General features: G+C 68.1%; 19 protein-coding genes. 9 read left to right on the top strand and 10 right to left on the bottom strand.

All coding sequences use genetic code 11. The annotated features are described in order from the left end of the window. Positions 1-73 precede the first annotated feature (73 nt). The gene (locus MTE01_RS00315) at positions 74-316 is read left to right on the top strand and encodes a hypothetical protein (RefSeq protein WP_141375058.1); all 243 of its coding nucleotides are present in this window, start codon (positions 74-76) and stop codon (positions 314-316) included. Between the two features lie 212 nt (positions 317-528). Here MTE01_RS00315 and MTE01_RS00310 read toward each other — a convergent pair whose 3' ends face one another. Continuing rightward, positions 529-720: a hypothetical protein gene (locus MTE01_RS00310; protein WP_141375056.1), complete on the bottom strand. Its 192-nt coding sequence runs from the start codon at positions 718-720 to the stop codon at positions 529-531. Between the two features lie 89 nt (positions 721-809). After that, positions 810-3,419, bottom strand: coding sequence for an MMPL family transporter (locus MTE01_RS00305; protein ID WP_141375054.1), 2,610 nt, complete (start codon positions 3,417-3,419; stop codon positions 810-812). A 120-nt stretch (positions 3,420-3,539) separates the two neighbouring features. Between MTE01_RS00305 and MTE01_RS00300 the strand changes: the two genes are divergently transcribed. From MTE01_RS00300 to MTE01_RS00290, 3 genes are all read left to right on the top strand, one after another. Continuing rightward, positions 3,540-4,109, top strand: coding sequence for a TetR/AcrR family transcriptional regulator (locus tag MTE01_RS00300; RefSeq protein ID WP_141375052.1), 570 nt, complete (start codon positions 3,540-3,542; stop codon positions 4,107-4,109). A gap of 238 nt (positions 4,110-4,347) precedes the next feature. After that, entirely contained in the window at positions 4,348-5,370 is a 1,023-nt protein-coding gene (locus tag MTE01_RS00295; RefSeq protein WP_141375050.1) for a TerC family protein, read from the top strand. A gap of 115 nt (positions 5,371-5,485) precedes the next feature. Continuing rightward, on the top strand, positions 5,486-6,451 hold the full coding sequence (locus tag MTE01_RS00290) for an LLM class F420-dependent oxidoreductase (protein WP_103206754.1): 966 nt from the start codon (positions 5,486-5,488) through the stop codon (positions 6,449-6,451). A gap of 33 nt (positions 6,452-6,484) precedes the next feature. Here MTE01_RS00290 and MTE01_RS00285 read toward each other — a convergent pair whose 3' ends face one another. The 5 genes from MTE01_RS00285 to MTE01_RS00265 form a co-directional block, all read right to left on the bottom strand. Then, positions 6,485-7,390: a helix-turn-helix domain-containing protein gene (locus MTE01_RS00285; RefSeq protein WP_141375048.1), complete on the bottom strand. Its 906-nt coding sequence runs from the start codon at positions 7,388-7,390 to the stop codon at positions 6,485-6,487. 514 nt (positions 7,391-7,904) lie between these two features. Then, entirely contained in the window at positions 7,905-8,396 is a 492-nt protein-coding gene (locus MTE01_RS00280) for an FBP domain-containing protein (protein ID WP_103206756.1), read from the bottom strand. Between the two features lie 260 nt (positions 8,397-8,656). Then, on the bottom strand, positions 8,657-9,034 hold the full coding sequence (locus tag MTE01_RS00275; protein WP_103206757.1) for a PPOX class F420-dependent oxidoreductase: 378 nt from the start codon (positions 9,032-9,034) through the stop codon (positions 8,657-8,659). Then, positions 9,028-9,570 carry a 2'-5' RNA ligase family protein gene (locus MTE01_RS00270; RefSeq protein ID WP_141375046.1) on the bottom strand — a complete coding sequence of 181 codons (543 nt, stop codon included), beginning with the start codon at positions 9,568-9,570 and terminating at the stop codon, positions 9,028-9,030. Before MTE01_RS00270 ends, MTE01_RS00275 begins: the two co-directional genes overlap by 7 nt. Before the next feature lie 7 nt (positions 9,571-9,577). Beyond that, positions 9,578-9,955, bottom strand: coding sequence for a DoxX family protein (locus MTE01_RS00265; RefSeq protein ID WP_103206759.1), 378 nt, complete (start codon positions 9,953-9,955; stop codon positions 9,578-9,580). Positions 9,956-10,128: 173 nt separating this feature from the next. Between MTE01_RS00265 and MTE01_RS00260 the strand changes: the two genes are divergently transcribed. Beyond that, positions 10,129-10,416, top strand: coding sequence for a sigma-70 family RNA polymerase sigma factor (locus MTE01_RS00260; protein ID WP_170210565.1), 288 nt, complete (start codon positions 10,129-10,131; stop codon positions 10,414-10,416). A gap of 11 nt (positions 10,417-10,427) precedes the next feature. Here the strand turns inward: MTE01_RS00260 and MTE01_RS00255 are convergent, their stop codons facing one another. Then, positions 10,428-10,754: a DUF7882 family protein gene (locus tag MTE01_RS00255; RefSeq protein ID WP_141375044.1), complete on the bottom strand. Its 327-nt coding sequence runs from the start codon at positions 10,752-10,754 to the stop codon at positions 10,428-10,430. Positions 10,755-10,943: 189 nt separating this feature from the next. Here MTE01_RS00255 and MTE01_RS00250 point away from each other — a divergent pair, with 189 nt between their 5' ends. Next, a complete protein-coding gene (locus MTE01_RS00250) occupies positions 10,944-11,399 on the top strand; it encodes a MarR family transcriptional regulator (RefSeq protein WP_103206762.1) in 456 nt (151 codons plus the stop codon). 6 nt (positions 11,400-11,405) lie between these two features. Here the strand turns inward: MTE01_RS00250 and MTE01_RS00245 are convergent, their stop codons facing one another. Then, positions 11,406-11,726, bottom strand: a complete 321-nt coding sequence (locus MTE01_RS00245) for a DUF7882 family protein (RefSeq protein WP_103206763.1) — start codon at positions 11,724-11,726, stop codon at positions 11,406-11,408. 75 nt (positions 11,727-11,801) lie between these two features. Between MTE01_RS00245 and MTE01_RS00240 the strand changes: the two genes are divergently transcribed. Further along, positions 11,802-12,827 carry a glycoside hydrolase family 6 protein gene (locus MTE01_RS00240; RefSeq protein ID WP_103206764.1) on the top strand — a complete coding sequence of 342 codons (1,026 nt, stop codon included), beginning with the start codon at positions 11,802-11,804 and terminating at the stop codon, positions 12,825-12,827. 121 nt (positions 12,828-12,948) lie between these two features. Then, positions 12,949-13,881: a response regulator transcription factor gene (locus MTE01_RS00235; RefSeq protein WP_174799613.1), complete on the top strand. Its 933-nt coding sequence runs from the start codon at positions 12,949-12,951 to the stop codon at positions 13,879-13,881. A gap of 91 nt (positions 13,882-13,972) precedes the next feature. Here the strand turns inward: MTE01_RS00235 and MTE01_RS00230 are convergent, their stop codons facing one another. Further along, the gene (locus MTE01_RS00230; RefSeq protein ID WP_141375042.1) at positions 13,973-15,442 is read right to left on the bottom strand and encodes a glycosyltransferase family 2 protein; all 1,470 of its coding nucleotides are present in this window, start codon (positions 15,440-15,442) and stop codon (positions 13,973-13,975) included. A 145-nt stretch (positions 15,443-15,587) separates the two neighbouring features. On the opposite strand from MTE01_RS00230, the gene MTE01_RS00225 reads away from it, so the two are divergent. After that, a complete protein-coding gene (locus MTE01_RS00225; RefSeq protein ID WP_103206766.1) occupies positions 15,588-16,667 on the top strand; it encodes a hypothetical protein in 1,080 nt (359 codons plus the stop codon). Positions 16,668-16,675 lie beyond the last annotated feature (8 nt).

Genomic DNA, 16,675 nt, shown 5'->3' with positions numbered 1-16,675 from the left:
GGTTGCCGCGCACATCGACCCGTGCGATGCAACCCCGGGATCGACGGATCGGAGCCGACCGTACCGTGTCGCCATGGACATCTCAGACATCCGCTGGAACGAGCCCGCCCGCCAGAAGATCCTCGACGACGCCGACGCGGTGCTGCGCGAGGTCGTCGTCGCGATCGCCCGTGACAGCGACGGGATCTCGTCGGACGAGGCATTCGCGCAGATCAACGCACGAATCAAAGACCGCTTCATCGACTACGAGCCCGGACCAGACATCCGCACCTACGCGGACGCGATCGCGGCGGGCGAGATCCCCACGGACTCGTGACGCACGCAGGCGGAAGGCGGTCCCGCGAGAATGCGCGGGGCCGCCTTCGCATCGGCTGAGAGCACGCGCCAGCTCGCCGGGAGCGGCGTAACCTTTCGGTACCCGGCCCCGGCATCGCCGGCGCGGACGACGCCGCTCTCGGCGTCCCCGACGACTCCCGCCCGTCGAGCCCGTCCCCCACATGGGGCTCCGGGCGGGAGTGGTCGTGTCGTTCAGCGGTCCTCGCCGTACCCACGAATGCTGCGGATGTCGTCCTCGAGTTCGTACTGCGCGGGGTCGTCGTCCTCGTGGACCGCGGCGTCGGCGGCGCGCTGCTGCTGCGCGCCCTCCTTCTTCTCTGCCGCACCGGCATCGGTGGCGCCGTCCATGACGGGGGCGTCCTGGGTCTCTTCGCGTTCAGTCATCGTCGTCCTCCTCGGAAAGGGTCGTACCCGCATGATGCGGCCTCGACGGCGACGTCGGCCGGGGCTTGCGCTCCCCCGGCCGTGGGTGATCACGCGCCGTGGTGTCCCGGGTGGCGACGCTCGAGGGCCGCCCCTTCGACGTCGACGTTCGGCACGATGCGGTCGAGCCAGCGCGGCAGCCACCACGCGGCGCCGCCGAGAACGTGCATGATCGCCGGCATCAGCAGCATGCGCACGATGAACGCGTCGAAGAGCACGCCGAGACCGAGTCCCAGACCGAACGACTTGATGATGACGGCTTCCGAGGTGATGAAGCCCGAGAACACCGAGATCATGATGATCGCCGCCGCGATCACCACCGTCCGACCCGCGCGGAAACCCTGCGCCACGGCCAGCCGCGGCGCCGCGCCGTGCGCCCACGCCTCGCGCATGCCGGTCGTCAGGAAGAGCTGGTAGTCCATCGCGAGACCGAACAGGATGCCGACGAGGATCACCGGCAGGAAGCTCAGGATCGGTCCCGGGTTGTGCACACCGAACAGCCCTCCCAGCCATCCCCACTGGAAGACCGCGGTGACCGCTCCATAGGTCGCGAACAGAGACAGCACGAAGCCGAGGGTGGCGATCAGGGGCACGAGCAGGGAGCGGAAGACCATGATCATGATCAGGAAAGACAGGCCGACGACGACCACGAGGTAGATCGGCAGAACGTCGGCCAGCCCCTCGGAGATGTCGATGTTGATGGCCGCCGCTCCCGCGACGCCGAGCTCGATGTCGCCGTCGACCGGGGGCAGCGACCGCAGGTCGCGCACCAGCCGGTCGGTCGACACCGCGTTCGGGCCCTCGGCGGGGATGACCTGGAAGGCGGCGAGCGTGCGGTCCTCGGACACCGCGATGGGAGCCACGGCGACCACGTCGTCCTGGGAGAACAGTTCGCGCGCCACGTCGAGCTGAAGTCCCTGGACGTCAGCCTCGGCGGTACCCGTGGGCAACGCCGCCGTCACGAGGAGCGGAGCGTTCGATCCGGCTCCGAAGGCTTCTTCGCTCCAGGTGAAGGCCTTGTAGCCGGTGGAATCCTCCGCCTCGCTGCCACCGTCGGGCAGTCCCAGGCGCATCGACAGGGCGGGGATCGCGATCACCAGCAGCACCACGGTCGCCACGAGCATCGTCACGAAGGCGCGCACGGTCGACATGGGGCGCACGGCTCGGCCGGTGGTCGCGACCGGGCCGGTCTCGACGCGAGCGGCGCGACGCGGATGCTCCTGGGCCTCGACGAGCTCCGTGCGGGCCGCACGGCGCGAGTGCTCGGCGGCGTCCGACGCGGCGGCCGCCCGAGCGCGCGCCTTGCGACTGAGGATGCGCATACCGGCGAGCCCGAGCAGGGCGGGAGTCAGCGACACGGCGATGAGCACCGCCACGAGGACGCTCACCGCGCCCGCGGTTCCCATCAGACCGAGGAACGGGATGCCGGTGATGTTCAGCGCCAGCAACGCGACGATGACCGTGGACCCGGCGAAGACGACGGCGTTGCCCGCCGTTCCGTTCGCGAGGCCGATCGATTCGCGCACATCCGCCCCCGACAGAAGCTGCTTGCGGTGGCGGTAGAGGATGAAGAGCGAGTAGTCGATGCCGACGGCGAGGCCCAGCATCACGCCGAGGAACGGGGTGACGGATGCCATCTGGATCACACCCGAGAACGACAGCGTCGCCATGGCGCCGATGGCGACACCGATGATGGCGGTGGCGATCGGGAACGAGGCCGCGAGCAGCGACCCCAGCACGACGACGAGGACGATGCCGGCGATGGCGACGCCCACGACTTCGCCGACCCCGAAGATCTCGGGTACGCCCTGCGAGATCTCGGTGTTGAACGCCACGCCGACACCGGGGACCGGGTCGGCGGTGAAGTGCTCGACGACCGCTTCCTTCGACGCCTCGGTGAGTTCGAGTCGGGGCTTGTCGAACGAGACGTTGACGATCGCCGTCGATCCGTCCTCCGACACCAGTCGGATGGCATCCGCGAAGCCGAGCAGCTCCGAGCCGTCATCGAGCTGCGCCTGCTGCGCGTCGATCTGGGCGAGTCCCTCGGTCAGCTGCGTCTGCTGCTGTTCGAGAGCCGAGCGTTGCTCGTTGATCTGCTGCTGCTGCGCGTCGAGGGCGGAGAGCTGGGCCTGCTTCTGAGCTGAGGGCAGTGGTGCCGCTTCGATCCGCGCCTTGCCCTGGTCGAGCTGCTGCTGTCCGGCCTCGAGCTGAGCCTTCCCCGCGTTCAGCTGCTGCTGACCCGACTCCGCTTGAGCGCGGGCCTCGTCGAGCTTCTGCCGACCGTCGACGACCTGCTGGCGCTGATCCTCGAGCTGCTGCTGGGCGGTGAACGGATCGGTGACGCGGGCCACGTCGGGCAGGTCGCCCGCCGAGGCCACCAGGGCCGAGATCTCGGTCTTCTGCTCGTCGGTGAGAGCCGAGCCGTCGTCGGTGCGGAACACCACCGCTCCGGATGCTCCGGCGAAATCGGGGAGCTCCCCCTGCAGTTCGGAGATCACGTCCCCGGATGCCGTTCCCGGAATGTCGAAGCTCGAGCTGAGTCCCTTGAAGCCGATGAGGAAGCCGCCCACGACGATGCCGAGGATGACGGCCCACGCGACGATCACCGTCCACGCGCGGCGGGCCGCAAACGTTCCGAGGCGGTGCAGCAGTTCGGCCATGCGGGGTGTTCCTCTCGTGCGGTGCGCGCGAGGGAGCACCGTCGGCTCCGACCAGTCAGCCCAAAGATAACACGCACCGTCTCGTCTCGTTATCGGCCCGGATCGTCCAGAATGTGAGTCATGACCCTTCCGCGCAGTGGACCCGTCCGCAGCGAAGCGGCACGCCTGGCGATCCTCGACGCGGCCGTGACGCTCTTCGCCGAGCGCGGTTACGACCACCTCACCATCGAGGGGATCGCCCGGCGCGCGGGCGTCGGCAAACAGACCATCTATCGCTGGTGGACGAGCAAGGGCGACGTCATCGCCGAGGCGATCCTCGAGGGGCGTCTGCTCGGAGGGCAGCGAGAGCTGCCCGACACGGGCGACCCCCGGACCGACCTCGCCGTGTGGTTGACCGACCTTTTCACCCTGCGGGCGAGTCCCGACGGAGAAGGGCTCCTGCGTTCTCTCGTCGCGGCCGCGGCGGGCAGCGCCGAGACCGGTCGGCGACTCCGGGCCGAGATCCTCGCGGCTCCCCTCGTCGAAAGCCTGTCGCAGGCCATGGGCGGAGTGACGGGCCCGCGGCTCCATGCCGCGGCCGACGCGCTCCTCGGGGCGGTGATCCTGCGGGCGCTGAGTCGCGAGGAGTTCGACGGCGACGACATGCTCACCCTCGTCGACGCGATCGTGGGCGGCGCTCCCCCGCGCTGAGAGGCCGCCCGGGTCACGGCATCCGGGCGCTTTCGACTAGCACGGGGCCGGAGGCGATGTCCAGGCCGAGCGCGCGCGGTCCCATGCCGTAGAATCGCACCCAGCAAGGGGAGTACTCCCGCCGCGACGTTCTCGTCAATACGGATCACGCCATCGTGAGCCCGGGACGTCGGCCCATCTCGTCGGGTGGAGGAGACCTTGGTGTCTCGTCGTACACCTATTTCCCTTGGAGGTCGCCATGGGCGTCACCCCTCTGATCTGGATCATCACGATCGCGATCACCGTCGCGTTCTTCGTGTTCGAATTCTTCGCGCACGTCCGTAAGCCCCACGAGCCCTCGATCGCCGAGTCCGCGCGCTGGTCGGCTTTCTACATCGGCCTGGCGTTGCTGTTCGGCGTCGGGATCGGCGTCTTCTCCGGCTGGACCTACGGCGGTGAGTACTTCGCCGGGTATCTGACCGAGAAGGCCCTGTCGATCGACAACCTCTTCGTGTTCCTGATCATCATGACCGGGTTCGCCGTGCCCAAGATCTACCAGCAGAAGGTGCTGATGATCGGCATCGTCATCGCCTTGATCATGCGCGGCGCGTTCATCGCCGTGGGCGCGGCCCTCATCGAGAACTTCTCGTGGATCTTCTACATCTTCGGCGCTCTCCTGCTCTTCCTCGCCTACCGTCAGGCGTTCTCGCACGGCGAGAGCGACCCCGCAAACGGCAGGTTCATGACGTTCGTGCGCCGCATCCTCCCCGTCACCGAGGAGTACAACGACGACAAGCTCACCGTGCGCAAGAACGGAAAGCGCTTCGTCACCCCGATGCTGCTGGTCATCATCGCGATCGGCTTCATCGACCTCGTCTTCGCCGTCGACTCGATCCCCGCCATCTACGGCCTGACCAACGAGGCCTACATCGTCTTCACCGCCAACGCCTTCGCACTCATGGGCCTGCGTCAGCTGTACTTCCTCATCGGCGGCCTGCTGGAGCGCCTGGTCTATCTCGCGCAGGGCCTGGCCGTGATCCTGGCGTTCATCGGCGTGAAGCTCGTCTTCCACGCCCTCCACGTCAACGAGCTGCCCTTCATCAACGGTGGTGAGCCGCTGCTGTGGGTGCCCGAGATCCCCATCTGGTTCTCGCTGCTGTTCATCGGGGCGACGGTCGCGGTCGCGACGTTCCTCAGCCTCCGCAAGACCCGCAACGACGATAGGAAGAAGGAGCGGGAGACGTTCGACGGAGAGAAGGTCATCCACGCTCCCGAGGACTGACCTCTCCACGAAGGGCCCACGACCTCCGTCGTGGGCCCTTCGTGGTCCCTGCCGCATCCCCGCGGCGAGCGCAACCCCGGCGGACGAGCGCGATCGCCGCCTTACCGTGGCCGACATGACGCGATTCGGCTACACCCTCATGACCGAGCAGAGCGGCCCCAAAGCCCTCGTCGACTACGCCGTCGGCGCTGAGCGCGCCGGCTACGACTTCCTCGTCTCGAGCGACCACTACTCCCCGTGGCTGACCAGTCAGGGGCACGCTCCCTACGCCTGGACCGTGCTCGGGGCGGTTGCGCAGGCCACCACCGAGGTCGAATTGATGACCTACGTCACGTGCCCCACGGTCCGATACCACCCCGCCGTCGTCGCGCAGAAGGCGGCGACTCTGCAGCTCCTGTCCGACGGCCGTTTCACCCTCGGGCTCGGGTCGGGCGAGAACCTGAACGAGCACGTGGTGGGCGAGGGCTGGCCGGCCGTCCATGCACGCCAGGACATGCTCGTCGAAGCGATCGAGATCATCCGCGCTCTGCACACGGGAGATCTCGTCACGTACGACGGAGAATACTTCCGCGTCGACTCGGCCCGCGTATGGGATGCCCCCGAGGGTGGCGTCCCGATCGGGGTCGCCGTCTCCGGCGAGCACTCGATCGAGCGCTTCGCCCCTCTCGGCGACCACCTGATCACCACCGAGCCCGACGGCGGCCTGGTCCAGGGCTGGAACGAGCACCATGAGGGCGAGTCCCGCAAGATCGGTCAGATTCCCATCAGCTGGGACCCTGACAAGGATGCCGCGATCGCGCGCGCCCACGACCAGTTCCGCTGGTTCGCGGGCGGCTGGGCCGTGAACGCGGACCTGCCCACGCCGGCAGGATTCGCCGGCGCATCGCAGTTCGTCCGTCCGGAGGACGTCGCGGAGTCCATCGCGTGCGGCCCCGACCTCGACGAACTCGCCGAGAGCGTGCGCCCGTTCATCGACGCCGGCTTCACCGACATCGCCATCGTCCAGGTGGGAGACGCGCAGCAGCAGCGGTTCGTCGACGAGATCGCCGCTCCCCTGCTCGAGAAGCTCCGCGCTCTCTGAGGTGTCGGGGTGCGCTTTCCGCGCACCCCGACCTCACCGCCGACCCATGTACCCCTTCTCGGCGATCCATCGCTCGAGCTTCCAGACCGGCAGTCGGAAGATCCGCGCGACGGTGAGGGACGAGTACCCTGCCTCCGCGACGGCGGCAATCGCGAACTCCCGGAGAGAACTGAACTCCCGTCCCTCGAGAACTCCTTCGCGCAGATCGGAGAAGGTGCGCGGCTCCCGCGACCGCGTCGGAGCGTCGGAGGTGACGAGCGCGAGACGCGCGGCACCGTCCCGATGTCGCACCGACGCAGATTCGTGACGTCCCGCGACCGCGGACGGTGACGCCGTCCGGTGGCCGGTGGCCGGTGCATTCGAGCCGGTGACGGCCACGGTTGCCGCTTCGACACTCCACGGTGCCGCCGGAAGCGGACCCTCCCAGGTCTTCTCCGTCGACCGGTTCGGCGCCGACGCCGACGCGATCGGCTCCGGAAGACCCGTCGGCTCCGAAGGCTCCGGATCCGCCTTCGGCGTCGCCCAGGGGGCGGCGGGGAGTTCACCTCCCCACACCACCTCACTGGGAACCACGTATCGGCTCGGTGTGGAGGCTGCGGCGGTGTCCGACATCCACGGCGCGGGCGGGAGCTCTCCGCCCCACGTCTCTTCCCTCGGTGCGACGTGACGGCCCGACGCGTCGCGGTTTCCCCCGCCGTGCGTGGTCTCGCCGAAGAGCTCCGCGAGTTCGATTCCGAAGGTCTCCGCGAGTGCGACGAGCGTCGCAAGCGATGCCGTCGTCCGCCCCGATTCGATCGCGCGGACGCGGGACTCCGATATCCCCGCTTCGAACGACAGGGCGACAACGGTGAGGTCACGCTCCCGCCGCAGCTCACGCACACGGTCCGCGAGCGTGTTCAGCACGGCGTCCAGGCGGTCGTCGATCGTCATATGAGTCATGAATCCGCCTGGGCACGAGCTGCCGAGCCGTGACCCCCGTCACCGACGGAGAGCGCGCCCCGGGCGCCCGTCCCCCCGACGGCGGACCGAAGGCGGCCCGAAAGACGTACTCTTGCCGCACCGAGCGATTCTGCCGACACCGTTCTCCCCCTCCGACGCAGATACGTCGACTCTTGTCCGGGGGAGACACTGAACATTATCGCGTCCGACGCCCGCCTCGCGGCGAGACGTGCCGCTACGCGGCAGGCTTCGTCATCGCCGTCGGCGAGAACGCGGCATCTTCGCCGGACGCACGGCCGACACCGAGATGAACGACGATCACGTCATCGACATCGACGACACCGACCCGGCTCCCGCGGAGCCTCGTCGACAGGCGCACGGAGGCCGGGACCCGCCTTCGCGGTATGGCACGGCCGTACGTTCGCAATGCCACCGCCGGGTCCTTGCCGCGCCCGCGCTCCGTGCGCGAACCCACCCCGCGGACCGGCGGCTCATCGACGCCGGCCCGTGTCGATCACGCGCCGTCGCGGATGTCCCGGAAGAAGGTGTCGACGTGGGTGCGGAGCGCCTCCACGCGGCGGTCGCGAGCCGCGGCCGCGTCATGGCCGAGATACGCGGGCGGATCCAGACGACGCGCGTTGCGGGAGCACTCGAACCGCGCGCACACCAGGGTGCCGACGGTGTTCCCCGCCCGTCCCGCTTTGCCCGCGCGGCGTGCGGAGAAGAAGACGACGTCATTGGGCAGGGTCACATCGGAGCACCACGAGCACTGCGGTCGCGTGCGCGTGGGCTGCTCGGTCTGCCGGAGCTGCAGGCCGACGGGACTCCCGTCGATCTCGGCGACGACGAAGCCGAGAAGCGGGGTCTTGGCGTCGCGCCAACCGAAGTAATCGAGACGATCCCACGTGGTGGCGTCGAGGTCGGCGGGAATCACGATCGAGCTGCGTTCGCGAAGCGAGACGTTGACGAAACTGGAGCGGAGGGCGGATGGAGAGAGAGCGTGCATGGGGAAGTCCCGTCGATGAGCCGCATCGTTCGAGCCGGTGCGGCGACCAGCGCGCGATGAGATCGCGCGGCGATACGCCCGTCACGAAAAGGAGGGCGCGGTGAGCGATCCCGCACGAGGCGGAGCGCCCGCGCCGGTCACCCGGCGAGGAAGACGGCGTGCACGGCGCCTGTGCCGTCGGCGCTCCACGCGCCGACGACCCCCTCACGCCCGGAGGGCATCGACGAGGTGACGGGGGACATCCCCTCAGGATACGCCGGTCACCCGCGGAAGGAAGCCGAACCCAGAATTTTCTCGACGGTCATCTCCAGAACGACGCGGTCCGGGTTCGGACGCGGCTGGCGATAGCGCGCCGCGTACAGCTCGACCGCGTGCGCCACGGCCTCCGGATCATCGCTCACTCGCGCCGGGCCTTCGAAGCTGATCCACTGCGCGCCGTCGACCGAGCAGATCGAGGCGCGGCCGCTGCGCTCGGCGTTGACGAACTTCTGCGTTCCGCGCGAGCCGATCACACGGACGACGCCGTCCTCGTAGGTGAACCCGACAGGTACCGCGTGCACGCGACCCGAACGTCCCACGGTCGACAGGGTGGCCAGGTGGTACTCGCGGAGGAAGGAGAGGGCGTCGTCGGTCAGCACTGTTCCAGCGTGCCACGTCCGACGAGGTCGGTCACCGTCTTGGTCGCGGCATCCCAACGACGAATCGCGACGGCTCGCGCCTCGAGGTCTCCCCCGCCGTGGTGTCCGAGAGCGTCCAGCGCCTCACCGATGCGGTCCAGCGGGACCCGGCGAGCCAGAGTGACGTGCGGTGTCCACGCGCCGGGCACCGTGCGGTCGACGTCGGCGCCCGGCCCGGCGAGCTCGTGAAGGCGCGCATGCAGAGCGAGTACCGCTGCCGTGGGAACGACCGAGCGCGCGATGACCCGATGCCGCCCCGCGCCGAAGAGAAGCGGCGCGCCGAGCGTGAGCGAGAGGGGGAGGAAACCGCACAGGTCTGCGACATCGAACGGGGCCAGCGAGGAGCGGACGAGCAGCGTCGCGTGAGGGCGGTTGCTCTCACCCCGGTGACGGGCCTGACTCGGCAGGTCAGCGGCGAGCAGGGCGTCCCACTCCGCACGCACCGCGGCATCCGTCTCGTCGTCGAAGACGAGGTCCAGGCTGACGGCGTCCGTCATCGACGGGTCAACGTGTCGACCACCACGCGGCCGCCACCAGCAGCGGTTGGAAGAAGAGTCGGCCGAGGCGCTTCTGGTCGGTGTCCAATCCGAAGGCCGAGCGCCCCTTTCGCCACTGGTCGATGTTGCCGGGGAAGATGGCGACGAAGAACGCAGCGAGAGCCGCGCCGATGCGACGACGCTCCTTGGGCAGAACGAGGAGCGAAAGCCCGAAGGCGGCCTCGACGACCCCGGATGCCACGACCACGGCGTCGCGATCGAGGGGACCTTTCTCCACCAGGACATCGGGGACCTGTGCCTGAAAGTCGCGCCGCGCGAAGGTCAGGTGGGAGATACCGGCGAACAACATCGCCAGGGCGAGAGCCCCGCGCACGACACTTTTCATGGTTTCACCCTATGACGCCTCCCTGTCGCCGTCGCCGGATGTCGCGATGCCGACCGCGGGTAGCCGTGACCGTGGCGCCTGGTTACGGCATACGTCCTGATTACGCAACCCCAGGTCGCCGACGTCTCCCGACGGTTGACTGTCCACAGATACAGATGAGGTGCACGGTGACCATGACAGACAGCGCCACTCGCGCGAGCGAAGAGCAGGATCTGGATGCCCTGCTCGTGCGCGCTGCGGTGGGCGACTGCGACGCCTTCGGGGAGTTCTACGATGCGACGGCTCCGCAGATCTACGCGGTGCTGCTGTCGATGACGGGGGTCGCGTCGACCGCCGACACACTTCTCGAGAACATCTACGTCGAAGCGTGGGAACGCATGCGCGGACGATCGGCTCCCCCGTGCCCGGGGAGGGAATGGATGTCGTCGATCGCGCATCGGCACGCTACCGCCCACCTCTGACGGGGCGGTGGTCAGTGGGCCTCCGAAACGGAGGGCACGGCATGGTCGTCGAGATCGATCGTCAGGCCGCCCGAGGAGTTGGCCGAAGTCGCGAGCGAATGAAGGAGGGCCGGGTCGAGAGCCTCGGGTTCCGCCGAACCGAACACGAACCGCAGGGGAATAGACGGCTGGATCCATAGCGTGCTGCGGCCCGTCGGTTCGCCGGAGGGGTGCCTCCACGACAACGTGAAGCTCTCACCCCGCCGCAGCTTCGTAGCGATGACCACCTTGACGTGGGCGAGGACGCGCTCGGGAACGCGGATCGGAGTCGGAGAAGACCCGTAGAACAGCGAGCCCATCGGCCTCTCCTTTCCCGGTGCGCCGGTCGGGCCATCATACGAGGTCTCAGTCGTCGCGGCGAGGGGACAAGAGGTGCAAGCCCCTGCTGGGCCCGGAATTGTTGCACCCGAGCCGGAAAAGGACGGTCGACGGGAACCTCAACCGCCTCACTACAATGCCTAGACGGGGGCTCAACCCGAGGAGGCCCTATGACACTCGAGACCGGAATCGACCAGGCGATGACGGCAGCGCGCGCGGTCGAGAGGCTCCGTCTGGCGGAGGCGCGGCTCGCTCGCCGCCGGCAGTCCGACTGCGGCCCCAGCGAGAACGCCCGGGCGGCGATGAGGCTGATCCTCGAGCGGGCGGATGCCGGGGCAACCCTGACTCCGACCGAGATCGCGCAATCACTGGGCATCTCCACGGCGTCGGTGACGGGGATGCTCGATCGCCTTCGCGCGGGCGGCCTCATCGACTTCGTCGCCAACCCGTCGGATCGTCGGAGCAAGTTCGTCGTGCCGTTCGACCGCGACACCGACCCGGATGCCATCGACCCCGTGACCGCCCGCATCCGCGAGTTCGCCCTGGGACTTCCGGGCGACGCGGCAGATCAGATCACCGCGTTCCTCGACCGTGTCCGCGAGGTCGTCGACGCCGAGTGCGCCTGAGCGGACTCAGGCGCTCGCCACGGAGATCGACTCCGGCTCGGGCTCGACCGTGACGCTGAGCCCCTGCGGGGAACTGGCCTCATCCATGAGATCCTCGATCCACCGACGGTTGAGCTGCGGGGCACGACTTCCGTAGAAGTGGAAGACGAGCGGGATCGACGGCGAGATCCAGAGCGTACGCGTGCCGCTGCCATCACCCATCGGGAAGTGGAACATGAACGACTCGCCTCTGCGCAGCTTGTTCATGAAGACCATGCGGAGGTGGGAAAGAGTCCGATCCTCGATGTCGAACGAGTGACCCGCAGTGTTATAAACCAGTTTTCCCACGACAGCAGTCTATATCGCTTCACCCGGTTAACTACCTCGCCCCTCGTGGGTTTCACCTCGACTAGAGTTCCGAACGTGGCGAGATCACCCCGGCCGAGACGGCCTCGACGACGGTTCCCCCGCGGGCTTCTCGTCGTCGGCGCGCTCGTCGTCACCGTCGCGCTCATCGCGGGGATCGGCGTGGTCGGAAGCCTCGTGACCACCCTCTTCCAGACCCTGTCCGCCAAGCCCCCGGCGGTCGACACCCGCATCGTCGCGCCGGACGAGTCGAAAGCCGCACAGGCCGCTCGCTCGGGAGCGGGCGATTCCGACGAGATCGCCGCGGCACAGTGGCTCTCCACGCAGCCCACCACCTACTGGCTCACTCCCGAGATCGATCCCGTCGACGAGGTGTGGGACCGCATCGCACACCTCGCGGCGGAGGCTCGCGACCAGAAAGCATCACTCTCGGTCGCCGTCTACGGACTTCCCGATCGCGACTGTGGGAACCATTCGGCCGGAGGCCTCGACCCTGCGTCCTACGCGCAATGGACGAAGCGCATCGGCGATGCGCTGCGCAACGCGTCGGACGTCCAGAAGATCGTGGTGCTCGAGCCCGACAGCATCGCACTGTCCTCCTCGTGCGGGTCTGTCGGCGATCGCGCCGGATACCTGAAGAACGCCGTCGAGAACATCAGCGGCACCAACACGTGGATCTACATCGACGGGGGCCACTCCGCGTGGCATCCCGCTGGGGAGATGGCGGGGCTCATTCAGGCCATGGGGATCTTGCCCGAGGTGCGCGGCGTTGCCCTGAACGTGTCGAACTATCAGGACACCGCCGCCGAGTTCGCCTACGCGCATGCTCTCTCGGATCTTCTCGGGGGCACTCACGCCGTCATCGACACCTCGCGCAACGGCGCGGGGCCGGCGGGCTCGGAATGGTGCAACCCTTCCGGCCGCCTCGTGGGCAGCCCCGGCGGCTCGTACGGAGATGGCGTCGTCGACACGAACCTGTGGATCAAGCCTGCCGGCGAGAGCGACGGCGAGTGCAACGGCGGCCCCGCTGCGGGCATCTGGTGGCCGGCCGCGGCAGCGGAACTGACACGCGAGCAGCGTTGACCTCCGAGTCGACCGCGACGCGGCCGAGATCTGTGTCAAAATTGCGCTCGTCGAACTGCGACGCCGCGACTCGGGGGAGAACGCGGGCACGGTCCCGTGCGAAGCCGGAAGAGTGGGTGACATGAGCGACAGCACAGAGATGCTGAAAACGGCCGTGATCGTGGAAGACGATCCCGACATCCGCCACCTGCTGGTCGAGGTGCTCGAGTCCGCAGGATTCTCCACCGTCTCCGTCGGAAACGGCATCGACGGAGTTCGAGCGGTGATCGCCTATCAACCGCTGATCACGACGCTCGACGTGAACATGCCGGGCATCGACGGCTTCGAAGCGGCGCGTCGGATTCGTCAGCAGAGCGACACGTACATCATCATGCTGACCGGTCTCGAAGAAGAGGCCGATGTCGTCCTCGGCCTCGGCGCCGGCGCAGATGAATACGTCGTGAAGCCTTTTCGTCCTCGCGAGCTGCGCGCGCGCATCGAAGCGCTGCTTCGCCGCCCCCGTGCCGCGGATTCCGCGGTGTCCTCCGCCCCGCGCCAGGACAGTGTGGGCCCGTCCTTCCCCGCCGGGCGGCCCGAGACACCCGTTACGTCGCCCGCGTCGAACGCGGCAGCGGTCATCGTGCCGTCCTCCCAGGGCCCTGAGCCTCGCGAGTCGGCCCCGGGTGGCGAGATCGTCCCGCGCTCCTCGCCCGGAGAGCTGACGCCCACCGGCGGCACCTGGGTGACCCATCGTGATCTTCTGCTCGATCCCGACAGTCGCCTCGTGCGTGTCGACGGTGAGGAGCTGGAGCTCACGCGGACGGAGTTCGACCTTCTTGCGACCCTGATGGAGTCCAAGCGGCGTGTACGCAGCAAGGCCGATCTCACGCTGGTCCTCCGCGGCGAGTCGTACGTGACGAGCTACTTCGTCGGAGAAGCCGACAAGCGCGCGATCGAAGCGCACATGACGAACCTGCGTCGCAAGCTGGGCGACAACCCCGCCAACCCGCGCTACATCGAAACGGTGCGTGGAGTCGGCTACCGGCTGACCTCGGAGTTGCTCGCGACTCCGTAAGACCGGCAGACATGACGGATGCCTCGACCCTCCCCAGGGCCGAGGCATCCGTATTTTCTGATGCGTTCGGGCGTATCAGAACGGGGGTCCGTCAGACCTTGAAGCCGTGGTGGCGACGGACGAGCTTGGAGAACATGAGGAGCGTCTGGAGGACGGTCACGACACCGACGATGGGCCAGCCGATCCACAGGATCGACGACTGCACCATCGGCCCGACCATGACCCAGATCACCGCGAGGGCGATGGCGACGGCGATCAGGACGACCATCGGCGTCCAGTGTCCGAGACCACCACCGCGCTCGGCCTTGGCCTGCATCGCCCAGTTGTCGACCTTCTTGCGCGAGAGGAAGCGGGTCCACGAGCGGACGAAGTGGCTGATGCGGATCCACATGAAGATCTCCGCGGGGAAGAAGAGCACCGCGAACAGGACGTCCGTGCGGTCGACATTCTTCATCGTGCGGGCGATGCGGAGGTTCAGCAGCATGGCGATCACCGGGGGGATCAGCCACAGCGGCGAGAAGACGAAGGCGTGGATCGTCAGCGAACCGGCGAGAAGGGTCAGGAAGGCCACGCGGACGAAGAGGTTCGTGAGCATGCCGAAGTTCTCGAACCACCGCAGGCGGAGGTTCGGGTGGAACGGCTGCCCCTTGGTGTCGCCGCGCTGCCCGGGCCACATGAGCTCGATGGCCCCGTACGTCCACTTCACCTGCTGAGCGTCGTAGCCCGACAACGTCGTCATGCCACCCACGTCGGCTCGAGCGTACGGGCTGATCTTGGTCAGGTAACCGGCGCTCTTGATCTGGAGCGACAGCAGCGAGTCCTCCACCTCGGAGTCCTTGACCCACGGGGTGCTCTGGTGGTTCTGCTTCATCGCGTCGCGCAGGGCGTTGGTCGAGAAGATCGAGAACTGCCCGCCCAGGACGGCCATGTTGCGGCCCCGCAGCATGTTCTGCAGGTTGAAGGCCGCGAACTGCGTGCGCTGACCCGCCGTGAGGAACCGTGCGACCAGGCCTTTGATGGGCTTGTCGTCGATCGTGTAGATCGCCGAGATCCCCCCGATGCGGGAGTCCGAGATCGCCTCCGTCTCGAGGTACTCGACGGCCTTGCTGTCGGCGATGGTGTCGCCGTCGACGCCGAGGAGGTAGTCGTAACCCTCGACGAGCGAGTAGCCGTAGTTGAGCGCGCCGACCTTCTTGTCGGGGTTCTTGCCGATGTCGTGGACGAAGACCTCGGTGAACTGCTCGCCGAGCTCGGTGTGCAGTTCGTGCGGCCCGCTGTACTCGGAGGCGATCTTCACCGTCGCGTCGGAGGTGTTGTTGACGACGACGTGGATGACGTCCGGCACGCGAGTCTGCGCGAGCAGGGCCTCGATCACGTCAGCGATCGACTCCTCCTCGTTGTACGCCGGAATGACGCAGCCGATGGTGGAGCGGTGCACCGAAGTGTTCTCGAGCACGGCGGCGAAGTCGTCGGCGAACCCCTGCTCGCCTGCTGTCCCGAGTGCGCCCGGGTGCATGTCGAAGTCCCGGGCGTGGGAGGTGAAGCTGCGCGCATCGGTCATGGCGTTGTCTTCCTGTCGGTTCTCGCGGCGTATCGGCCGAGACCTACTCTGGTAGGTTCGCCGCAAGACGACCGCTGTAAAACGACCACCGTCCCCGCAAGATTTCCTCAAGATTGCGGCGGACATTCGAAGGAGACGACCGTCCGTGATCGTCCTCGCCCTGCTGGCATCCATCGCCGCCGCGGGCGTAGCCCTCACCATGCTGTTCTTGGCGCACGGCCGCCCGGAAGACGATCGCGGTGGAGCGCGCGCCGACATGGTCCGCTACTTCGGCTTGTCCGCCATTGCCGCCCTGCTCTGCGGAGCGATGAACGTCATGGAGACCGCCTGGGATTCCGTGGCCGCGGCAGCCGCGGGGAACGCCACCAACATCATGGCCGTCGGCCTTCTCTGGGCGGGGGTGCGGCGGCTCAACGGTCGGCGCGCGATCGGCGCCATCAGCACGGGGGCCGGCGGAATCCTCCTGTTCGGCCTCACCTTCCTCGTGCCCCTCGATGATGCGACCCTGCTGAAGACGGCCGGTCTGGTGATGTTCTCGGCACTGTGCGCGCTGGAGTGCGCACGCCCTCCCGTAGGGCAGCTGGGCGGGGCGCGTCTGCTCTCCTGGACCCTGAGTCTTTACGCCGTCTACAACCTCGCTCGTCTCGCCGTCGTCGCCGCGTTCGGCCTGGCGCCGCTTCTTCGGCAGGGTCCGGTCTCCGCCGAGGCGACGGCCGCGGTCAGCGCTGTGGCGATCACTCTGGTCTCGGTCAGCGCGGTGTGGATCGGACGCCAGCTCGACGACGACCCGGCGCCCGGCACGCGAGCGCACGACCGGGGCGCCCTACGCCGCGAGACGTCCCGCCTGCTCGCCGAGCACTCGATCGTCCGCGCGACGCTCGTGCGGGTGCCCGAGCTCGACCTGATCCGCGCCGCGCACAGCGGCGAGCGCGCCGACACGATGCTGCGCACCGTGGCCGACGCCGCCTCGGATGCCCTCACCGATGTCGTCACGGGGATGCCGGCCCGAGACACGGTCTTCGCCGTCGCTCCCGTGACGACCGACGCGACGGACGTCGAGGAATCGCTCCGACGCGCGTTCGCCCGGCGCATGCCCTCGATCGATTACGACGACGTGCCCGACCTCTCTTTCGAGCACCATCTTCTCCGCGACGTCGACGACCTCTCCTGGCTCATGGAGAGCCGGCGGTCGCGGCACCGTCTGGGCCAGCCGCGGAACGACTGAGTCCGCCG

It is taken from the genome of Microbacterium testaceum, assembly GCF_006539145.1.
Classification (GTDB): Bacteria; Actinomycetota; Actinomycetes; order Actinomycetales; family Microbacteriaceae; genus Microbacterium; species Microbacterium testaceum.
The sequence above is the reverse complement of the archived record's forward strand: the minus strand, read 5'-3'. Positions and strand labels throughout refer to the sequence as shown.

What these genes read in the sequence shown, in the direction of transcription:
- MTE01_RS00270 (WP_141375046.1), bottom strand. Translation starts at nt 9,570, where the DNA reads ATGACGGACGCCGTCAGCCTGGACCTCGTCTTCGACGACGAGACGGAT.
- MTE01_RS00235 (WP_174799613.1), top strand. Translation starts at nt 12,949, where the DNA reads ATGAGCGACAGCACAGAGATGCTGAAAACGGCCGTGATCGTGGAAGAC.
- MTE01_RS00260 (WP_170210565.1), top strand. Translation starts at nt 10,129, where the DNA reads ATGACAGACAGCGCCACTCGCGCGAGCGAAGAGCAGGATCTGGATGCC.
- MTE01_RS00305 (WP_141375054.1), bottom strand. Translation starts at nt 3,419, where the DNA reads ATGGCCGAACTGCTGCACCGCCTCGGAACGTTTGCGGCCCGCCGCGCG.
- MTE01_RS00295 (WP_141375050.1), top strand. Translation starts at nt 4,348, where the DNA reads ATGGGCGTCACCCCTCTGATCTGGATCATCACGATCGCGATCACCGTC.
- MTE01_RS00310 (WP_141375056.1), bottom strand. Translation starts at nt 720, where the DNA reads ATGACTGAACGCGAAGAGACCCAGGACGCCCCCGTCATGGACGGCGCC.
- MTE01_RS00315 (WP_141375058.1), top strand. Translation starts at nt 74, where the DNA reads ATGGACATCTCAGACATCCGCTGGAACGAGCCCGCCCGCCAGAAGATC.
- MTE01_RS00265 (WP_103206759.1), bottom strand. Translation starts at nt 9,955, where the DNA reads ATGAAAAGTGTCGTGCGCGGGGCTCTCGCCCTGGCGATGTTGTTCGCC.
- MTE01_RS00290 (WP_103206754.1), top strand. Translation starts at nt 5,486, where the DNA reads ATGACGCGATTCGGCTACACCCTCATGACCGAGCAGAGCGGCCCCAAA.
- MTE01_RS00300 (WP_141375052.1), top strand. Translation starts at nt 3,540, where the DNA reads ATGACCCTTCCGCGCAGTGGACCCGTCCGCAGCGAAGCGGCACGCCTG.
- MTE01_RS00255 (WP_141375044.1), bottom strand. Translation starts at nt 10,754, where the DNA reads ATGGGCTCGCTGTTCTACGGGTCTTCTCCGACTCCGATCCGCGTTCCC.
- MTE01_RS00285 (WP_141375048.1), bottom strand. Translation starts at nt 7,390, where the DNA reads ATGACTCATATGACGATCGACGACCGCCTGGACGCCGTGCTGAACACG.
- MTE01_RS00230 (WP_141375042.1), bottom strand. Translation starts at nt 15,442, where the DNA reads ATGACCGATGCGCGCAGCTTCACCTCCCACGCCCGGGACTTCGACATG.
- MTE01_RS00280 (WP_103206756.1), bottom strand. Translation starts at nt 8,396, where the DNA reads ATGCACGCTCTCTCTCCATCCGCCCTCCGCTCCAGTTTCGTCAACGTC.
- MTE01_RS00250 (WP_103206762.1), top strand. Translation starts at nt 10,944, where the DNA reads ATGACACTCGAGACCGGAATCGACCAGGCGATGACGGCAGCGCGCGCG.